15 protein-coding genes and 1 pseudogene are annotated in these 19,324 nt (G+C 73.2%); 8 read left to right on the forward strand and 8 right to left on the reverse strand.

Going from position 1 to position 19,324, the window contains the following annotated elements; translation table 11 throughout:
- Positions 1–34: 34 nt before the first annotated feature.
- Positions 35–2,110, reverse strand: coding sequence for a serine/threonine-protein kinase (locus V6U88_RS08995; protein WP_334451510.1), 2,076 nt, complete (start codon positions 2,108–2,110; stop codon positions 35–37).
- A 197-nt stretch (positions 2,111–2,307) separates the two neighbouring features.
- Between V6U88_RS08995 and V6U88_RS09000 the strand changes: the two genes are divergently transcribed.
- Together V6U88_RS09000 and V6U88_RS09005 are read left to right on the forward strand one after the other, a co-directional pair.
- Complete coding sequence (locus V6U88_RS09000; RefSeq protein ID WP_334451512.1) at positions 2,308–3,891, forward strand: acyl-CoA mutase large subunit family protein; 1,584 nt, start codon at positions 2,308–2,310, stop codon at positions 3,889–3,891.
- 616 nt (positions 3,892–4,507) lie between these two features.
- Positions 4,508–5,767: an amidohydrolase gene (locus V6U88_RS09005; protein WP_334451514.1), complete on the forward strand. Its 1,260-nt coding sequence runs from the start codon at positions 4,508–4,510 to the stop codon at positions 5,765–5,767.
- Here the strand turns inward: V6U88_RS09005 and V6U88_RS09010 are convergent.
- Positions 5,724–6,686: a DUF4349 domain-containing protein gene (locus V6U88_RS09010; RefSeq protein WP_334451515.1), complete on the reverse strand. Its 963-nt coding sequence runs from the start codon at positions 6,684–6,686 to the stop codon at positions 5,724–5,726. The two genes, V6U88_RS09005 and V6U88_RS09010, sit on opposite strands and share 44 nt — an antisense overlap.
- A 119-nt stretch (positions 6,687–6,805) precedes the next feature.
- On the opposite strand from V6U88_RS09010, the gene V6U88_RS09015 reads away from it, so the two are divergent.
- The 4 genes from V6U88_RS09015 (at position 6,806) to V6U88_RS09030 (ending at position 10,230) form a co-directional block, all read left to right on the forward strand.
- Positions 6,806–7,435 (forward strand): MBL fold metallo-hydrolase, encoded by a 630-nt coding sequence (locus V6U88_RS09015; RefSeq protein ID WP_334451517.1) that lies wholly within the window; start codon positions 6,806–6,808, stop codon positions 7,433–7,435.
- 3 nt (positions 7,436–7,438) lie between these two features.
- Positions 7,439–8,380, forward strand: coding sequence for a hypothetical protein (locus V6U88_RS09020; RefSeq protein ID WP_334451518.1), 942 nt, complete (start codon positions 7,439–7,441; stop codon positions 8,378–8,380).
- 31 nt (positions 8,381–8,411) lie between these two features.
- Complete coding sequence (locus V6U88_RS09025; RefSeq protein ID WP_334451520.1) at positions 8,412–9,161, forward strand: SCO6745 family protein; 750 nt, start codon at positions 8,412–8,414, stop codon at positions 9,159–9,161.
- Between the two features lie 106 nt (positions 9,162–9,267).
- Entirely contained in the window at positions 9,268–10,230 is a 963-nt protein-coding gene (locus tag V6U88_RS09030) for a GNAT family N-acetyltransferase (RefSeq protein WP_334451522.1), read from the forward strand.
- A gap of 72 nt (positions 10,231–10,302) precedes the next feature.
- Here V6U88_RS09030 and V6U88_RS09035 read toward each other — a convergent pair whose 3' ends face one another.
- Positions 10,303–10,758, reverse strand: a complete 456-nt coding sequence (locus V6U88_RS09035; RefSeq protein ID WP_334451523.1) for a gamma-glutamylcyclotransferase — start codon at positions 10,756–10,758, stop codon at positions 10,303–10,305.
- A 106-nt stretch (positions 10,759–10,864) separates the two neighbouring features.
- Between V6U88_RS09035 and V6U88_RS09040 the strand changes: the two genes are divergently transcribed.
- Entirely contained in the window at positions 10,865–12,268 is a 1,404-nt protein-coding gene (locus tag V6U88_RS09040; RefSeq protein ID WP_334451524.1) for an NAD(P)H-quinone dehydrogenase, read from the forward strand.
- 44 nt (positions 12,269–12,312) lie between these two features.
- Here the strand turns inward: V6U88_RS09040 and V6U88_RS09045 are convergent, their stop codons facing one another.
- Together V6U88_RS09045 and V6U88_RS09050 are read right to left on the reverse strand one after the other, a co-directional pair.
- Positions 12,313–12,447, reverse strand: a complete 135-nt coding sequence (locus tag V6U88_RS09045) for a hypothetical protein (RefSeq protein WP_442934596.1) — start codon at positions 12,445–12,447, stop codon at positions 12,313–12,315.
- A 137-nt stretch (positions 12,448–12,584) separates the two neighbouring features.
- On the reverse strand, positions 12,585–13,190 hold the full coding sequence (locus tag V6U88_RS09050) for a DedA family protein (protein ID WP_334451526.1): 606 nt from the start codon (positions 13,188–13,190) through the stop codon (positions 12,585–12,587).
- Between the two features lie 543 nt (positions 13,191–13,733).
- Between V6U88_RS09050 and thrS the strand changes: the two are divergent.
- Positions 13,734–14,957: pseudogene (thrS, locus tag V6U88_RS09055) on the forward strand (threonine--tRNA ligase); the annotation flags it as partial.
- A 5-nt stretch (positions 14,958–14,962) separates the two neighbouring features.
- On the opposite strand, the gene V6U88_RS09060 reads toward thrS, so the two are convergent.
- The 3 genes from V6U88_RS09060 to V6U88_RS09070 form a co-directional block, all read right to left on the reverse strand.
- Entirely contained in the window at positions 14,963–16,906 is a 1,944-nt protein-coding gene (locus V6U88_RS09060) for an ABC transporter ATP-binding protein (RefSeq protein WP_334451904.1), read from the reverse strand.
- Between the two features lie 125 nt (positions 16,907–17,031).
- Positions 17,032–18,765, reverse strand: a complete 1,734-nt coding sequence (locus V6U88_RS09065; RefSeq protein WP_334451528.1) for an ABC transporter ATP-binding protein — start codon at positions 18,763–18,765, stop codon at positions 17,032–17,034.
- Positions 18,759–19,286 carry a MarR family winged helix-turn-helix transcriptional regulator gene (locus V6U88_RS09070; protein ID WP_334451530.1) on the reverse strand — a complete coding sequence of 176 codons (528 nt, stop codon included), beginning with the start codon at positions 19,284–19,286 and terminating at the stop codon, positions 18,759–18,761. The genes V6U88_RS09065 and V6U88_RS09070 overlap by 7 nt, the downstream gene beginning before the upstream one ends.
- Positions 19,287–19,324 lie beyond the last annotated feature (38 nt).

Genomic DNA, 19,324 nt, shown 5'->3' on the forward strand with positions numbered 1-19,324 from the left:
CGGCGGCGGATCACCACACCCCGGTGGCCTCGACTCAGCTGGCCGCCGTGAGCTGGAACGACTTCACCATCTCGTCGAAGATCGGCTTGCTCTCGGCGAACTTGGCGTCGGTGGAGGAGAGGTAGAACGAGAAGATCTTCCCCTCGTGGACCACGCCCCGCCACACGCCGTGCCGCTTGTCGCCGCCCTCGCCGCAGGTGTACTCCAGCTCCGCCGCCGGCTGGCCGGCCAGCTCCTGTTCGGTCATCCCGATCTGGCTGTAGGGCTTGGGGCAGGACTTGAACCGGTTCTTCAACCCGTCCTCGGCCACCTCGGCCCAGCGCATCGAGGTGCTGCCGCCCTTCTCGACCAGGATGCGGACCTTGCGTCCCTCGTCCTGCGGGTCCACATAATCGACGTAGGAGCCGCCGGTGGCCCTCTTCCAGCCCTTGGGCACCATCACCCGTACGCCCCTGGCGTTGTGCTCCTGCATCTCGGGCAACTCGCCGCCGGCCGCCGGCGCGCTGGGCTGGACCTGCGGCGGCGCCGTGTTCTCCGGGTCGCCGCCGCTGAAGAGCGTGACCATGCCGATCAGCAGCACCACCGCCAGGCCGCCGGCCGCGGCGAGCTGGAGCTTGCGCGGCCAGCCCTGCACCGTGGCGACCAGCCGGCCGCCGGCGCCCTTGGCCTTGTCGAGCGCGCCGCCGCCGGTGGCCCCGGCCGGCGCGGTGGCCGGTGAGGTCCACGACTGGCCGGTGCCCGGCACCGACCACTGGGCGCCGCCGTAGACCGGCTGGGTCGCGTCCGGGTGGCCGCCGATGCGCTGGGTCGCGTCGGAGCCCCCGCCGCCGATCCGCTGGGTGGCGTCCGGATGGCCGCCGCCGATGCGCTGGGTGGCGTCCGGGTGGCCGGTGCTGATCCGCTGGGTGGCCTCCGGCGCTCCGCCGTACGTGGTGCCGGCCGGCGGGCGGCCCGCCGAGGGCATCGCGCCGGTCGGGGTGTGCAGCGGGCCGGCCAGCGCGTCCGCGCTGGTGTCGTCGAGCCCGGCGGCGGGGGTGGCCCGCTTGGGCCGCTCGCCCCGGCGCAGCGCGGCCAGCCGGTCGGTCAGCGACTCCCCGGGAGCCAGCATGGCCCGGCCGCCGATCTGCCCGCTGGGCTTCGGCTCCGGCTCGGCCGCCGGGGGCGGCGCGGACGGGCGCTGCACCGGCACCACCGCGTACGGGTCGGTGACCGAGTTGACCGCGGTGGCGGTGCTGGTCAGCGGCCCGGCGAGCAGTTCGCGGAGCATCGCCCGGGCGGTGTGCACGTCCAGGCGGCGGGCCGGGTCCTTCTCCAGCAGGCCCATCAGCACCCGGGTCAGCGGCCCGCTGCGCTGCGGCGTGGCCGGCGGGTCCTCGACCACGGCGTGCATGGTCTCGATCGGGTCGCCCTTGTCGAACGGGGGCCGGCCCTCCACCGCGGTGTAGAGCGTCACGCCGAGGGAGAACAGGTCGCTCGGCGGACCGAACTCCTGGCCCATGGCCCGCTCGGGGGAGATGAAGTGCGGCGAGCCGAGCACCATCCCGGGGGTGGTGAGCTGGACGTCGGTGGGCATCCGGGCCACCCCGAAGTCGGTCAGCACGCAGCGGCCGTCGGTGCAGATCAGCACGTTGGCCGGCTTGACGTCGCGGTGCAGCACACCGTTGGCGTGCGCCACCTCCAGCGCGCCGAGCAGCGCGATGCCGATCTTGGCGACCGCGCGGGGCGCTACCGGCCCGTCCTCGATCACCATGTCGGCGAGGCTGCGCGCGTCCAGCAGCTCCATCACGATCCACGGCCGGCCACCCTCGGTGACCACGTCGTACACCTGGACCACGGCGGGGTGCTGGATGGCCGCGGCGGCGCGGGCCTCACGCAGGGTGCGTTCGTACATGGCGTCGCGGTCGCTGGGGGCCAGCCCCGGGGGCAGGACGACCTCCTTGACCGCCACGTCGCGCCGCAGCAACGTGTCGGTGGCACGCCAGACCGTGCCCATGCCGCCGTTGCCCACCGCGGAGCGCAGCGAGTAGCGACCACCGATGATGGTGCCGGGTGCCGCGCGTCCGTTGGAGGGACTGACTGGTCCGCCGCTCCACGTCGGGATCTGAGTCACAGAAAAGCCACCGGGGGGAAATCGAGGGGGCTGGGACACAACCCCCCTATCTTGCTGGTTCCGACGCCCGATGCGAAACCCGACGCGGCGCACCTTTGCCTACCGGACGGTACGTGCCCGCCCGTTCACCTGTCGTGGGCCCGGGGTGTGCGGTATCCCTCACCCATCGACGCCGTCGCGCGTCCTACCATCCGGTGATGAGCGAACGGCGGCCAAGCGAGTCCGGTTTCCCCATCAAGGGCGTCTACACGGCGGCCGACCTGCCCGAGGAGCTGGAGACCCGGCTGGGCGGCCCGGGGGAGTTCCCGTACACGCGGGGGGTCTACCCCACCATGTACACCTCCCGCCCCTGGACCATGCGGCAGTACGCCGGCTTCGGCACCGCCACCGAGTCCAACGCGCGCTACCACCAGCTGCTGCGGGCCGGCACGATGGGCCTCTCGGTCGCCTTCGACCTGCCCACCCAGATGGGCTACGACTCCGACGACCCGATCGCGCACGGCGAGGTCGGCAAGGTCGGGGTGGCCATCGACTCGATCGAGGACATGCGGATGCTCTTCGACGGCATCCCGCTGGACAAGGTCTCCACCTCGATGACGATCAACGCGCCGGGTTCGGTGCTGCTGCTGCTCTACCAGCTCGTCGCCGAGGAGTCCGGGGTGGCCGGCTCCGCGCTCAACGGCACCATCCAGAACGACATCCTCAAGGAGTACATCGCCCGGGGGACCTACATCTTCCCGCCGAAGCCCTCGCTGCGGCTGGTGGCCGACACGTTCGGCTACTGCCGCAAGGAGGTGCCGAAGTGGAACACCATCTCCATCTCCGGCTACCACATGGCCGAGGCCGGCGCGACGCCCGCGCAGGAGATCGCGTTCACCCTGGCCAACGGCGTCGAGTACGTCCGCGCCGCGCTGGAGGCGGGGCTGGCCGTGGACGACTTCGCGCCCCGGCTGTCGTTCTTCTTCGTCGCCCGGACCACGCTGCTGGAGGAGGTGGCGAAGTTCCGCGCCGCCCGGCGGATCTGGGCCCGGCTGATGCGCGACGACTTCGGCGCGAAGGACCCGAAGTCGATGATGCTGCGCTTCCACACCCAGACCGCCGGCGTGCAGCTCACCGCCCAGCAGCCCGAGGTCAACCTGGTCCGGGTCGCGGTGCAGGGGCTGGGTGCGGTGCTCGGCGGCACCCAGTCGCTGCACACCAACAGCTTCGACGAGGCGATCGCGCTGCCCACCGAGAAGGCGGCCCGGCTGGCGCTGCGTACCCAGCAGGTGCTGGCGTACGAGACGGACCTCACCGCCACCGTGGACCCGTTCGCCGGGTCGTACGTGGTGGAGGCGATGACCGCCGAGATCGAGGCGGCGGCGGTCGAGCTGATGGAGCGGGTGGCCGACCACGGCTCGGCGGTGGACGCCATCGAGGCCGGGTTCCAGAAGCGGGAGATCGAGCAGTCCGCCTACCGGATCGCCCAGGAGATCGACTCGGGCGAGCGGGTGGTGGTCGGGCTCAACCGGTTCACGGTCGACGAGGAGGAGCCGTACGAGCCGCTGCGGGTGGACCCGGCGATCGAGGCGGCCCAGGCGCAGCGGCTGGCGAAGCTGCGCGCCGAGCGGGACAACGGCGCGGTCGAGCGGGCGCTGGCCGAGCTGCGCGCCGCGGCCGAGGGCACCGAGAACGTGCTCTACCCAATGAAGGAGGCGCTGCGGGCGCGGGCCACGGTCGGCGAGGTCTGCGGGACGCTGCGCCAGGTCTGGGGGACGTACCGGCCCAGCGACCGCTTCTGACCAGCGCGTGAACGGCGGCCTCCGCCGGCGCCCCCGGGTGCCGGCGGAGGCCGCCGTCGTCGTGCGTCGGGGTCGACAGGGGTCGTCAGGGGTGCCCCGGCGGAGCTACGGTCGGTGCAGGTTCCCGGTGCGGCACGGAGCTCCTCGAGGCTTCCGTGGGCGCCCGGGCAACGTGGCCCGCCGGGCGGGGCGTGTGCCGCGAGGGTTCCTGGGTAACCCGGACGGGTGAACGGGACGGACAGCGTGTCCGGCCGCGCGCGGGACGACCGTGTCACCGTCGGGAGTCGCCTGGTCGCCGACTGTCGTCGGTTAATTGTCCGAGCGGCAGTTAATTGCGGCGACTAATGCGACAATTCGGAACGACGGCCCCGGATCGACGCCGATTTCGCGACCGCCGAATCGGTTACGCGTTGTAGGAGGTGTGGGGCAGATGACGGCGTTCGAACGCGATCTACCTGCTGTCCCGCAGATATTTGAGCCCTCTCACCAGGGCTTACGTGACGCTGTGCGGTCCGATCATTACCGTAACGAGGTTGCGCAGAGTCACCGACGGAGGTCTAGGCTGTCTGCTGTCCTCCCCGACGATCCATCCATTCCTAGTGATCGAGAATTCGACGTGACGAGTGCGTTGACGCTGCCGAACGGCAGCCAGCTGGCGTCGTCCTGGCCGGAGGCGCCATCCGGGTCCCAGCCCCTGCCCTTCGAGCTCGACCATCTCCTCGCCCTGCGGGTACCCGGCCTCATCGCCACCCGTCGCCACATCCACTCCCACCCGGAGCTCTCCGGCGAGGAGTTCGAAACGGCGGCGCTGATCGCTCGGGAACTCTCTCTGGCGGGCCTGCACCCGCGAATGCTGCCCAAGGGCAACGGGGTCATCTGCGACATCGACGGCCGCCCCGACGGCCCGGTCATCGCGCTCCGCGCCGACATCGACGCGCTGCCGCTGACCGACGTCAAGGACGTGTCGTACCGGTCGACGGTGGAGGGCGTCTGCCACGCCTGCGGCCACGACGTGCACACCACGGTGATGCTCGGCGTCGGCATGCTGCTGGCCCAGCTCGCCGACGCCGGCCAGCTCGACGGGCGGGTCCGGCTGATCTTCCAGCCGGCGGAGGAGATCCTGCCCTGCGGCTCGCTGGAGGTCATCGAGGCCGGCGGCCTGGAGGACGTGGTCCAGATCTTCGCCGTGCACTGCGACCCCAACCTGCCGGTGGGCAAGGTCGGCCTGCGGGTCGGCCCGATCACCGCCGCCGCCGACAACGTCACCGTCCGGCTCACCGGCCCGGGCGGGCACACCGCCCGGCCGCACCTGACCGTCGACCTGGTCGACGCGCTGGGCCGGCTGGTCACCGAGGTGCCGGCCCTGGTGAGTCGGCGGGTGCCGGCCAACAGCGGGCTGCTGCTGGTGTTCGGCCACGCCTCGGCCGGCACCCGGTACAACGTCATCCCGTCCGAGGCGTGCGCCTCGGGCACCCTGCGGGTGATGGACCGCGACACCTGGGAGCTGGCTCCCAAGATCGTCGCTCAGGTGGTCCGGGACGTCATTGCGCCCACCGGCGCCATGGTCGACCTGGAATACCTGCGCGGTCGCCCACCGGTGAGCAACGACGCCCGCGCCATCGGGGTCCTCACCGCCGCCACCGCCGCGGCGCTCGGCCCCGAGGGGATCGCCGAGACGCCGCAGAGCATGGGCGGCGAGGACTTCTCCTGGTACCTCGAGTACGTCCCCGGCGCGCTGGCCCGCCTCGGCGTCGGCCGGTCCGGGCCCAACGTGGACCTGCACCGGGCGTCGTTCGACGTCGACGAGCGGGCCATCCCCGCCGGGGTGCGCCTCATGGTCCAGACCGCGCTGCGGGCACTGGCGGCGGTGCGGTAGGTGCCGGCGGGCGCGGCGTGCCGACCGGCGTGGTGGGCGGTGCCGGTGGCGCGGGCCGCTGCCGACGCCGCCGGCGCAGCACCGCCAGGAACACCACCAGGGGTACGCCGAACGCCAGCAGCCAGGGCAGCACCGCCCCCAGCACGGTCAGCAGGATCGTCATCGACGCCACGAAGACCTTCCAGCCACCGCGCAGCCCCACCATGAAGCCGGTCTCGGTCTCCTCCTCGGCGGTCGAGGCGTCCTTGCCGACGAAGCTCACCGTGATGGTGGAGAGCGCGGTCAGGTCGGCCAGCCGGCGCTTCTTCGCCTCCAGCGACGCCAGGTCGGCCTCCCGCTTGGCCACCTCGTCCTCCAGCGACACCAGTTCGCTGACCGAGGTGGCCCGGGCGAGCAGCTTGCGGGCACTCTCCACTCTGGCCCGCTGGGTGGCGATCCGGGCGTCCAGGTCAACGGTCTCCTCGGTGACGTCCTGGGTCCGCACCTCCCGGCGCTGCTGCTTGCCGTACGTCGCCAGCTCGTCGATGAGCGCGGTGAACTTCGCCGCCGGCACCCGCAGCTCCAGTTCGGCCTCGGCGTCGGCGGCCACGCTGCGCCGGTTGTCGCCGCCGACGAACCCGCCGGCCGCGACCACCGCGGCGACCGCCCGGCGGGCGGCGCCCTCCACGTCGTCCACCTGCACCCGCATCGTTCCGGTGTAGATGATCGACCGCTGGTCCACCCGCAGGTCCGGCGCGCCCGCGCCGGCCTTGCCCGGCTGGCCCGCCCCACCCGCCGGCGCCCCGGCCGCCGGGGCCTCCGCCGCCGAGTCACCCGCCGAGGTCGAGCGGTCCGCCGCCCCGCAACCGGCCAGCAGCAGCGCCGCCAACCCCAGCGCCGCCAGGGCTCTGCCCCGGCGTCGTCCCGTCTGTCCGTCCATCCCCGCTCCGTCCTCTGACTGCCCCGGTCCGGGGCGATAGCTCGGACGCGACGCGACACCGCGCCGGTTCCGGCAGACTGCGCTGAGGACGTCACGATTCGATAATCGAGGAGTCACGTATGCAGCTCACCAAGTACGCCCACTCCTGCCTGCGGTTGGAGCACGACGGCGGGGTGCTCGTCGTCGACCCCGGGGTGGTCAGCGAGCCGGCGGCGTTGGACGGGGCGGACGCGGTGCTGATCACCCACGAGCACCCGGACCACGTGGACGTCGACGCGCTGACCCGGGCGCTGGACCGCCGCCCGTTCACCGTCACCGGCCCGGCCTCGCTCGCCGGCGTCCTGGGTGACGCGGCGGAGGTGCTGACCGTGGTCGCGCCCGGGGAGACCTTCACCGCCGCCGGCATGGCCGTCCGCGCCTACGGCGGCAGGCACGCCGTCATCCACCCCGACATCCCGGTCATCGAGAACCTCGGATACCTGTTCAACGACGTCGTCTACCACCCGGGAGACTCGCTGGTCGTGCCCGACGAGGTCCAGGTGGACACCCTCTTCGCGCCGATCCACGCGCCCTGGTCGAAGTTCTCCGAGGTGCTTGACTTCATCCGGGCGGTCGCGCCGCGCCGCGCGTACGCCCTGCACGACGGTTACCTCAACGACAACGGGCTCGCCGTGGTCGACCGGCAGTACACGGCCCTGTCCGGGACGGACTACCAGCGGCTGGAACCGGGCAGCCGGATCGACGTCTGAGCCGTGCCCGCGCTCTCGTCCGAGCTGGTCCAGCGGCTGTACCGCACGCCCCCGGACCGGTTCGTCGCCGCCCGGGACGCCGCCGTCGCCGAGGCCCGCCGGGCCGGTGACGCGGCCGGCGCCCGCCAGATCGCCCGGCTGAAGCGACCCACCGTGGCCGCCTGGCTGGTCAACCTGCTCGCCCTGGAGCGCCCCGAGCTGGTCGCCGACCTGGCCCAGCTCGCCGAGGCGCTGCGGACCGCCCAGCGTGACCTGAAGGGACCGAAGCTGCGCGAGCTCTCCGCCCAGCGGCGCGCGGTCGTCGCCGCGCTGGTAGCGGAGGTGCGGCGGATCGCGGCCCGGACGCCGGACGCCCCGTCGGGCGGGAAGCTGCCGCTGGGGGAGGTGGAGGCCACCCTCAACGCGGCGCTCGCCGACGCCGAGGTGGCCGAGCAGGTCCGCGCGGGCACCCTGCTTCGGGCGGTCCACTACGCCGGCTTCGGCGAGGTGCCCCGGCCCCAGCTGAGACTGGTCACCGGTGGGGCGGAGGAGCCCCCGCGGGCACCCGACCGGGCGGCGGATCGGGCCGGGGAGCGCAGGGCGCGCGACGAGCGGGCGGCGGAGCGGGCCGCCCGGGCCGAGCGCGAGAAACGACGCCGGGCGCTGGAACGGGAGCTGGCGTCGGCGCGTACCGAGCTGGGGCGGGCCGAGAAGGAGCTCGACGGCGCGACGGCGGCCGAGCGGGACGGCGCCGCCGCGCTCGACGAGATCGAGGCGGAACTGGCCGAACTGGAGCGCCGCCGGGCCGCCGCCGAGCAGGAGCTGAGCCGGTCCAGACTGGCGCGTCGGGGTGCCGAACGGTCGCTCACCGCCGCGCGCCGCCGCGCCGGCGAGGTGGAGGCGGCGATCGAGGCGCTGGACGCCGAAGAGGAGGATGTCGCTGGGGGCGACGGCGAGGCAGACTGAGCGCGATGGATGCGTGCAGTGGGTGGTCGGGATGACGCCGGAACAGGTGGCCGCCGCCAGCAAGCCCGCCGTGCTCGAACTGGGCGACCTGTTCAGCCGCTGCCCCGGGACCCTGCGCCGGGTCCGGCTGCTGGGCATCTCCGGCTGGGCCTTCTACATCACCGGACGGGCCGGCGCGCTCGGCGACGTCCGCGCGCAGACCGTCGCCGCCGCGCTCGGCTTCATCGCCCCGGAGGCGGTCGCCGAGGGCTGGGACGCCGCCGTCCGGGTGGTCCGTCCGCTGGAGGTGGCGACCGTCAACCTCGCCGAGTGCTGCCGCTGGGGCGCCCAGCACCTGGACGACCTGCCCGGGATGCCCCGGCTGGCGGTGCTGCTGGAGCGGGTGGTCGCCGCGGCGGACGCCACCGGGATGCCGCTCTTCGCGGCGTGGCGCGCCATGCCGGTGCCGCAGCACGCGGCGGGGGCCCGCGCCGCGGTGGCGCTGCTGCTGCTCCGCGAGCACTTCACCGGGGCGTACCTGCTGGCGGTGCGGGCGGGCGGGATGACCCCGCTGGAGGCGGTGCTCGCCGGGCCGGAGGGGGAGGCCGGGGCGTCGGCCTGCGGCTGGTCGCCGCCGTACCCGCCGGTGGGCCCGCTGGTCCGGCGGCGGCTCTGGGCCGAGGCGATGACCGACCGGTTGACCTCCACCGCCTTCCGGACGTTGCGTGCCGGGGAGGGCGCGGAGCTGGTGGAACTGCTCACCGCCACCCGGGCCCTGCTTTCCGGCGCCACCCCGCGCTGACCGCCGCCCCGGGGCCGGCGCCACGTCTTCGCGCGGGTCCCGCATACCTGGCGACCGAGCGAAAAACCGGCGGCGCGGGACCCGCCCGCCCTGCCAGGATCGCGGCGTGACGCTTCCCGCCGGCTGGACCGCCCGCCGCCCCACCCTCGACGACGTCCCGGCGATCCTCGCCGTGGTGCACGCCGCCGACACCTTCGCCGTCGGCTACCCGGACTTCGACGCCGACGACGTCCGGGCCGCGCTGACCGCCCCCTTCTTCGACCCCGCCCGCGACTCCTGGCTGGTCACCGACCCCGACGGGACGGTCGTCGCCTGGACGGCGGTGGACAATCCGACCGGCGTGGGCCGCGACTTCGTCGAGGTCTACGTCGACCCGGAGCGCGCGGCGGCGCTGCGCGCCCCGCTGCTGACCCGGATGCTCGACCGGATCGCCGAACGGGCCGCCGAGCGCGGGCTCCCCGCGCTGACCACCCGGGCCACCGCCTGTGCCCCGGAGAGCCGCTGGGCGGCGGAGCTGGCCGAGGCCGGCTTCACCCTGGTCAAGCGGTACGTGCGGATGAGCCGGTCGCTGGCCGGGCTGCCCGCCGAGCCGCCGCCCCCGCCCGGGGTGACCGTCCGCCCGCTGCGCGTCGACGACGAGGCCGACCTGCGCCTGTTCCACCGCATCTTCGACACTGCGTTCCGGGACACCCCGGACTACGAGCCGGTCGGCTTCGACCGCTGGCGGGAGCAGATCCCGGCGTCCGGGCGGGTCTGGGACGAGTGGTTCGTGGCCGAGGTCGACGGCGAGCCGGCGGGGGCCCTGCAATCCTCCGACCAGGCGCTGGATCAGGACATGGGCTGGGTCCGCACGCTGTCCGTGCTGCCCGCGTACCGGCGGCGCGGGGTGGGCGCGGCGCTGCTGTGGCGGGCCTTCACCTGCTACGCGGGCAAGGGCCGCGCCGCCGCCGGACTGGGCGTGGACCTGACCAACCCGACCGCCCCGGTGACCCTCTACCGCTCCGTGGGGCTGCGTGAGGAGCGCTGGACCGACATGTACGAGCGGATCGTCCCGGCCGCCGGTGTGTGATGGGCGACGCCGGGCGGGGCCGACGGTGACGGTCCGTCGTCCCCGGAGCAGACTGGAGGGGTGCGATACGCGCTACGCCGACGCGGTGCCGGTGGGGCGGGACCGCAGCTCGGTGACGTAGTCGTCCGGCGCGCCCGCCTTCTCGGCCGCGTTCGCGATCTCCGACAGGTACCACGAGGTCGGCAGGCCGCCCTCGTACCCGTCGAAGACGTAGATCCAGGCGGTGACGTCGCCGTCCAGGGTCGAGACGCGGACGTGCAGCTTGCGGTACGTGCCGGCGGTCACGCCCTCGATCTCGTCGAGCTGGGCGGCGTCGTACGGGTGGATGTCGTACAGCGCCACGAAGACCCGGTCGCCCGGGGACTCCACGACGGTGCTGACGGAGCCCTCCCAGCCGATGACGTCCTCGCCCGCGAAGGTCAGCCGCCAGCCCTCCAGCCAGCCGATGCCCACCATCGGCGAATGCGGACAGTAGGCACGCATTCGGGCGGGGTCCAGGTTTGAGCCGTAGGCGGCGTAGTGACGCACGGCGATGACGATAGCCCGGCGGGCGGGTGGGGGAGAATACGACGGTGCGTGTCGAACGCGTTCGGGAGAAGAAAGTCACTGTGAACAACGACGAGGGGCGAGCGCTGTGAGCCGGATCGTGATCATCGGCGGGGGGCCGGCCGGCTACGAGGCGGCGCTGGTCGCCGCGCAGCTGGACGCCGACGTCACCGTGGTGGAGGCCGAGGGGGCCGGCGGCGCCTGCGTGCTCTCCGACTGCGTCCCGTCGAAGACGTTCATCGCCAGCTCACAGGTGGTCACCGGCTACCGGGACACCGAGGAGTTCGGGGTGCACTCCGACGGGCTGGAGGCGGTGACGGTCGACGCCCGCGCGGTCCACGAGCGGGTGAAGCGGCTCGCCCTGGCCCAGTCCGACGACATCCACGCGAAGCTGGTCAAGGCCGGGGTGACCTTCGTCGCCGGGACCGCCCGGCTGGGCGAGGACACGCTCGGTCACACCCACCGGGTGATCGTCACCCCGGCCGACGGTGGCGACGAGCAGTCGATCGCCGCGTCGACCGTCCTGGTCGCCACCGGCGCCACCCCGCGTCAACTGCCCACCGCGCTGCCCGACGGCGAGCGGATCCTGACCTGGCGGCAGGTGTACGACCTGCCCGAGCTGCCCGAGCACCTGATCGTGGTCGGCTCCGGCGTCACCGGCGCCGAGTTCGCCAGCGCCTACCTGGCGATGGGCGTCCAGGTCACCCTCGTCTCCAGCCGGGACCGGGTCATGCCGCACGAGGACGCCGACGCGGCGATGGCCATCGAGCGGGTCTTCCGCAACCGCGGCATGAGCATCCTCAACAACTCCCGCGCGGACGCGGTCCGGCGCACCGGTGACGGCGTCGAGGTCGAGCTCTCCGACGGCCGGCTGGTGTCCGGCTCGCACGCGCTGATCGCCGTGGGCTCGATCCCCAACACCGCCGGCCTGGGGCTCGCCGAGTACGGCGTCGAGCTGGCCCGGGGCGGCTACGTCACCGTCGATCGGGTGTCGCGTACCAACGTCCCCGGCATCTACGCGGCCGGCGACTGCACCGGTGTGCTGCCGCTGGCCAGCGTGGCGGCGATGCAGGGTCGGATCGCCATGTGGCACGCGCTCGGCGAGGCGGTCCGCCCGCTGCGGCTGCGGACCGTGGCGGCGAACGTCTTCACCGACCCGGAGCTGGCCACCGTCGGCGTCTCCCAGGACGAGGTGGACGCCGGCAAGGTCCCCGCGCGTCAGGTGATGCTGCCGCTGTCGGGCAACGCCCGGGCGAAGATGGACGACCTGGCCGACGGCTTCGTGAAGCTGTTCTGCCGCCCGGCCAGCGGCCAGGTGGTCGGCGGCGTGGTGGTGGCGCCGAAGGCGAGCGAGCTGATCCTCCCGATCACGATGGCGGTGGAGAACAACCTCACCGTCAACGAGCTGGCCCAGACCATCACCATCTACCCCTCGCTTTCGGGGTCGATCACCGAGGCCGCCCGCCAGCTCATGCTCCACGAGCTGGAGTGATCCCCGCGTCCGCCGGGCCGGTACGCCGGTCCGGCGGCGGGTGGTCAGCGGAAGGCGGGGGCGTGGTCCGCGGCCCATTCGGCGTACGGACGGGCGGGGTGGCCGGTGATCCGCTCGACCGTGTCGGTGACAGGTTCGGGGTGGTCGACGAAGGCGGCCTGATGACCCCAATGACTCACGCCGCGGCGATCCATTGACGTGATCAGCTTCGTAGCGCCGGAAGAGGCATCGCGCTGTGACGGGCTGGCGCTGTGCCGGCGCCGTGCCGGGACTGGCGCGGTGACGGGCACCACGCCCGCATGAAGCGGGGCGGCCGTCAGTCGACGGGGACCTCGCCCCGGGTCCGGGCACCGACCACCGTCATCGCCCAGCCCGCCGCCGCGAACCCGACCGCCGCCGCTGCCGCGATCAGCACCAGCCGCCAGGCGGACTCGGTCAGCGCCGTGCCGCCGAGGTGGCCGACCAGCGCGCCGTAGGCCGCCCAGCCGGTCGCCGCGGCACCCTCGTAGAACAGGAAGAGCCGGTAGGGGTACCGGCTGCGGCCGGCGGAGAAGCAGGCCGCCATCCGGCCGCCGGGCACGAACCGGCAGAGCAGGATGACCAACGGTCCCGGTTGCCGCAATCCCCGGGTCACGCGTCCGGCCATCCGGCGGGCCCGGCTCGGCTCGGCGTGCCGAGGGAGGCGGCGGTCCGGGGCGCCGCGGCCCAGCAGGTAGCAGGCCAGGTCGCCGGCGAAGACACCGAGCGCCCCGACGCCGATGGTCAGCGGCAGGCTCAGCCCGCCGTAGACGGTCAGCGCGCCACTGGTGATCATCACGACCTGGGTGGGGATGACCGGCACGAACGCGTCCGCGATCAGCAGCGCGAGCAGCACCAGGTACGCCCACGTCGGCGAAGCGACGTCAGTGAGAAGTTCGGGCACGGCTGCCACCTCGCCGGTCAGGGCCGATCACGTCCACCGAGCCTGACGGCGTGGCCGCCGTCACCGGGGACGGGCCCGGCCGGTGGTGACGGTGGACACCACAGGGCCACCTGGGGACAACGATCCGGTTTGACCCGGGGTGACGGGCGAGCGGCCCCGATCCAGGCGGGAAGCGGACGGCGGATTCAGGCCGGTCGGCGTACCGTTGTCGGCGCGCGGCCGCACGCGCGTCGGGCCCCCCGTTCCTGACGAGCCGGCCGCCGCGGGTCGCCGGCAGGTCCCGTGCCGGCGGCCCGCCCCTCCTTCCGCGCCGCCCCGAGGGCCGTCCGAGCGGCCGGCGGCGCGTGCCGGAAATCCGTTCGCCGCGCCCCGCGCCGGGACCGTACCGTCGGGGCATGCGCAGCGCGGTGGTGACCACGACGCCGGGAGACCCCGGCGCGCCGCACTGACGTTTTCGTCGACGAGGCCCCGGGGCGATCCGCCCCGGGGCCTCGCGGCGTCCGTGGACCAGGTCGCTCCCGGGTCGTACCCCGTGAGGAGAGCGACATGATCGACCACCGCAGGCTCGGCCGGGAGCTGGACCTGTTCGTCTCCGACCCCCTCGCCGGGGCCGGCCTGCCGATCTGGCTGCCGGCCGGCGCCGCCGCCCGGCACGCCGTCGAGGAGTACGTCCGTGACCTGGAACGTCGGGCCGGCTACCAGCACGTCTACTCGCCGCCGCTGGGCAAACGGGAGCTGTTCGAGCTCTCCGGGCACCTCGGCTACTTCGCCGACGACATGTTCCCGCCGCTGCGGCTCAGCGCCGACGACGAGTTCGTGCTGCGCCCGGCGCTCTGCCCGCACCACGCGCTGGTCTTTCGGGCGCGCGGGCGCTCCTACCGGCAACTGCCGCTGCGCGTCGCCGAGCTGGGCGGGATGTACCGGGCGGAGCGGTCCGGCGTGCTGGGCGGGTTGTCCCGGGTCCGCGCCATCTCCCTCAACGACGCGCACAACTTCTGCGCGCTGGAGCAGGTCGGGGAGGAGGTGCGGGAGATCCTGCGGCTGATCCGCGAGGCGCACGCCGCGCTCGGCGTCCGCCCGGCCGGGTTCCGGCTGTCGCTGCGCGGGCCGGGGGAGAAGTACGTCGGCGACGACGCCCAGTGGGCGCGGGCCGAGGGACTGCTCCGCGCGGCGCTCGACGGGGTCGACGTCATCGAGGCGCCGGGCGAGGCCGCCTTCTACGGCCCGAAGATCGACATCCAGATCGTCGACGCCGCCGGTCGGGAGTCCACCATCTCCACCGTCCAGCTCGACTTCGACAAGCCGGAGCGGTTCGACCTGTCGTACACCGACGCGTCCGGTGGCCGGCGGCGGCCGGTGATGGTGCACCGCAGCCTAATCGGCAGCATGGAACGGCTCTTCGCCTACCTGATCGAGGTGCACCAGGGTGCCTTTCCGCCCTGGTACGCCCCGGTGCAGCTGGTGCTGCTGCCGGTCGACGCCGCCCAGGCGGAGCCGGCGGCCGGACTGGCCCGCCGGGCGGTCGCCGCCGGGCTGCGGGCCGAGGTCGACGCCGGCGGCTCGCTGGGCGCCCGGATCCGGGACGCCGCCCGCCGCCGGGTGCCGTACGTCGGGGTGGTGGGCGCCCGGGAGGTGGCCGACGGTTCGGTCTCGCTGCGCCTGCGTGACGGCCGGGGGTTGGGCCCGATGCCGGTCGCGGAGGCGTTGGGGCTGGTCGGGGCGGTGGTCGCCGCCCGCTCGTCCGACCTGCTGCCGGCCGCCGCCTGAGCCGGTCATGAGGAGAGCGCCCCCTGGACCGACGGGGTCCGGGGGGCCGCCCCGTCGTCCTCGTCGTCCACCAGCGCCCCGGCGAACTGCGAGCGGTACAGCCGGTGGTACGCCCCCTTCGCGGCCAGCAGCTGCTCGTGGGTGCCCTGCTCGACGATCCGGCCGTGCTCCATCATCAGGATCAGGTCGGCGTCCCGGATGGTGGAGAGCCGGTGCGCGATGACGAAGCTGGTCCGGTCCGAGCGCAGCGCCGCCATCGCCCGCTGGAGCAGCACCTCCGTGCGGGTGTCCACCGAGCTGGTGGCCTCGTCCAGGATCAGCAACGACGGCTCGGCCAGGAACGCCCGGGCGATGGTGATGAGCTGCTTCTCGCCGGCGCTGACGTTGCTGCCCTCCTCGTCGATGACGGTGTCGTACCCGTCGGGGAGGCTGCGCACGAAGCGGTCCACGAAGGTGGCCCGGGCGGCGGCCAGGATCTCCTCCTCGGTGGCCTCCGGCCGGCCGTAGGCGATGTTGTCCCGGATGGTGCCGCCGAAGAGCCAGGTGTCCTGGAGCACCATGCCGATCCGGCCGCGCAGCTCGTCCCGGGGCATGGCGGTGATGTCCACCCCGTCGAGGGTGATCCAGCCCGCGTCCAGCTCGTAGAAGCGCATGATCAGATTGACCAGGGTGGTCTTGCCGGCACCGGTCGGGCCGACGATCGCCACGGTGTGACCCGGCTCGGCGACCAGCGACAGGTCGTCGATGAGCGGCTTTTCCGGGTCGTACCGGAAGGAGACGTGTGCGAACTCGACCCTGCCGGTGACCCGGGGCGGCGCAACCCTGTCCTGGCTCTGCTCCTCGGCGTCGAGTACCGCGAAGACCCGCTCGGCGGAGGCCACCCCGGACTGGAGCAGGTTCGCCATCGAGGCGAGCTGGGTGAGTGGCTGGGTGAACTGCCGCGAGTACTGGATGAACGCCTGCACGTCGCCGAGGCTCATCGTCCCGGACGCCACCCGCAGCCCGCCGACCACGGCGATCGCGACGTAGCTGAGGTTCCCGACGAACATCATCGCCGGCATGATGAGCCCGGAGATGAACTGGGCGCCGAAGCTGGCCTGGAACAGCTCCTCGTTCTTGGCGGTGAACGCGGCCTGCACCTCGCGCTGCCGGCCGAAGACCTTGACCAGCTCGTGGCCGGTGTACGCCTCCTCGATCTGGCCGTTCAGCTCGCCGGTGTGCCGCCACTGGGCGATGAACTTCTGCTGTGACCGCTTGGCGATCCGCTGGGTCACGACCACCGACAGCGGCACCGCGACCAGCGCCACCAATGCCAGCAGCGGCGAGATCCAGAACATCATGGCCAGCACGCCGACGACGGTCAGCAGCGAGGTGAGCAGCTGGCTGAGCGTCTGTGACAGGGTCTGCGAGATGTTGTCGATGTCGTTGGTGACGCGGCTGAGCAGCTCGCCCCGAGGCTGCCGATCGAAGTAGGGCAGCGGCAGCCGGTGGAGCTTCTCCTCCACCTCGGCGCGCAGCCGCAGCACGGTCCGCTGCACCACCCCGTTGAGCAGCCATCCCTGCCACCAGATCAGCACACTGGCCGCCAGGTAGAGCGCCAGGGCCAGGACGAGCACCCGGCCGAGGGCGGTGAAGTCGATCCCGGCGCCCGGCACCACGTCCATCCGGGCGAGCATGTCGGCGAAGTTGTCGTTGCCGGCGGCCCGGGCCGCCGCTGCGGCCTGCTCCGTGGTGGTCCCGGCGGGCAGTTGCCGGCCGATCACCCCGTTGAAGATCAGGTCGGTGGCGTGGCCGAGGAGCTTCGGCCCGATGACGCTGAGCCCGATGCTCGCCACGGCGAGCGTGATCACCGCGGACAGCTGGAGCCGGTGCGGCCGCAGTCGGCCGAGCAGGCGTCGGGCCGACGGACCGAAGTTCATCGACTTCTCGGCCGGCATCGCGGCGCCCATCCACGGCGGACCGCCGCGCTGGCCGCCGGGGGGCAGCCGCTTCGGCGTCCGTGCCGCCGGGACCTTCTGCTGCGGTACGGGCGCCCGGCCGTCACCGGCCCGCGTGGTCCGCTCGTCGGGCTCGCTCACGCCGGCACCTCCGCTGTCTGCTGGGATGCGACGATCTCGGCGTACGTCGGGCAGCTCACCAGCAGTTCCTCGTGTCGTCCCATGCCGACGACGCCGCCGTCCTCGAGCACGATGATCTGGTCGGCGTCGACGATGGTGGAGACCCGCTGGGCCACGATCACCACCGCCGCGTCCGCGGTGACCGGCCGCAGTGCCGCCCGGAGTCGCGCGTCGGTGCCCAGGTCCAGCGCCGAGAACGAGTCGTCGAAGAGGTAGATCTCCGGCTGGCGGACCAGCGCCCGGGCGATCGCCAGCCGCTGCCGCTGACCGCCGGAGACGTTCGTGCCGCCCTGGGCGATCGGGGAGTCCAGCCCGCCCGGCATCTCGGCCACGAAGTCCCGCGCCTGGGCGATCTCCAGCGCCCGCCACAGCTCCTCGTCGGTGGCGTCCGGGTTGCCGTACCGGAGGTTGCTGGCGACCGTTCCGCTGAACAGGTACGGCCGCTGCGGCACCAGCCCGATCCGGCGCCACACCTCGTTCGGTTCCAGCAGCCGCACGTCCACCCCGTCGACCAGCACCGCGCCGGCGGTCGGGTCGACCAGCCGGGGGATCAGTGTGAGCAGGGTGGTCTTGCCGGCGCCGGTGGACCCGATGATGGCGGTGGTCTGGCCCGGCCCGGCCCGGAACGAGATGTCGTGCAGCACCGGAGCGCTCGCCCCGGGGTACTGGAAGGCGACGCGGCGAAGCTCCAGCTCGGCGCGCCTGGTCATCGCGATCAGCGGATCGGCCGGCGGCACCACCGACGACTCGGTGTCCAGCACCTCGACGATCCGCTCGGCGCACACCGCCGCGCGCGGCACCATCATCAGCATGAAGGTGGCCATCATGACGGCCATCAGGATCTGCATCAGGTACTGCAGGAACGCGGTCAGCGCGCCGATCTGCATCTGGCCGGCATCGACCCGCTGTGCGCCGAACCAGAGCACCGCGACGCTGGAGACGTTGAGCACCAGCATGATCACCGGGAAGATCAGGGCCATCAGTCGGCCGACCCGCAGCGCCGTCGCGGTGAGGTCGGCGTTGGCGACGCCGAACCGGTCCGTCTCGTACGGCTCGCGGACGAACGCCCGGATCACCCGGATGCCGGTGATCTGCTCGCGCAGCACCCGGTTGACCGTGTCGATCCGGGTCTGCATCTCCCGGAATCCCGGCACCATCCGCCGGACGACCAGGCCCAGCGCGATCGCCAGCACCGGCACGCTGACCAGCATCAGCCAGGACAGCCCGACGTCCTCCTGCAGCGCCATCACCACGCCGCCGACGCTCATGATCGGCGCGGCGACCAGCATGGTGCAGCTCATCAGCACGAGCATCTGCACCTGCTGCACGTCGTTGGTGTTGCGGGTGATCAGCGAGGGCGCGCCGAACCGGGCGACCTCCCGGGCGGAGAAGCTGTTGACCTGGGCGAAGAGGGCGGCCCGGGCGTCCCGGCCGAAGCCCATCGCGGTCCGCGCGCCGAGGTAGACGGCGGTCACCGAGCAGGCGATCTGGACCAGGCTGACCAGCAGCATCCAGCCACCGGTACGCATGATGTAGTCGGTGTCGCCCCGGGCCACGCCCCGGTCGATGATGTCGGCGTTGAGGCTCGGCAGGTAGAGCGAGGCCATCGTGCCGACGAACTGGAGCAGCACCACCCCGGCCAGCGGCCGGCGGTAGGGGCGCAGGTGGCGGCGCAGTAGGCGGATCAGCACGGGCGGCCTCCCGGTCTCGCCTCGTCGGATTCCTGGTCTGCTGGTTTCAACCTCGCGACCTCCCCGCTGGACATGGTCACAATCAACTCGGTCAGGAACTCGCGGATCACCGCCTTCTTCGCCGGGTCGGCGTCGACGGAGGTCAGCGGGGTGTCGCTGTGGATGAGGTCGAAGAGGGCCTGCACGTGCTCGCGGCCCTTGTCGGTCAGCGCGAGCCGCACCGTACGGCGGTCGGCGGCCTCGCGGTGGCGCTCGACGAAGCCGTCGCGCTCCAGGGTGTCGACGATCCCGGTGAGGGTGGCGGGCCGGACGAAGCAATGGTCGGCCACCGCCCGGTGGGTGGTCTCGCCGGTGCGGGCCAGCGCGAAGAGCACCCGCATCCCGGCGGGCGTGAGGCCGTGGTGTTCGGACAGGTAGCGGCCCCAGCGCTGGTCGACCAGGTGACCGGCGACCGCGACCAGCCGCCCCATCGGCGCGTTACGCAGCAGCTCCGGGAAGCGGGCCAGCGGTTCCTTGTGCATGGCGCTGACGTTAGCTTCGGGATCGTCAGGGACCAAAC

The organism is Micromonospora sp. CPCC 205739 (genome assembly GCF_036906795.1).
Lineage (GTDB): Bacteria > Actinomycetota > Actinomycetes > Mycobacteriales > Micromonosporaceae > Micromonospora.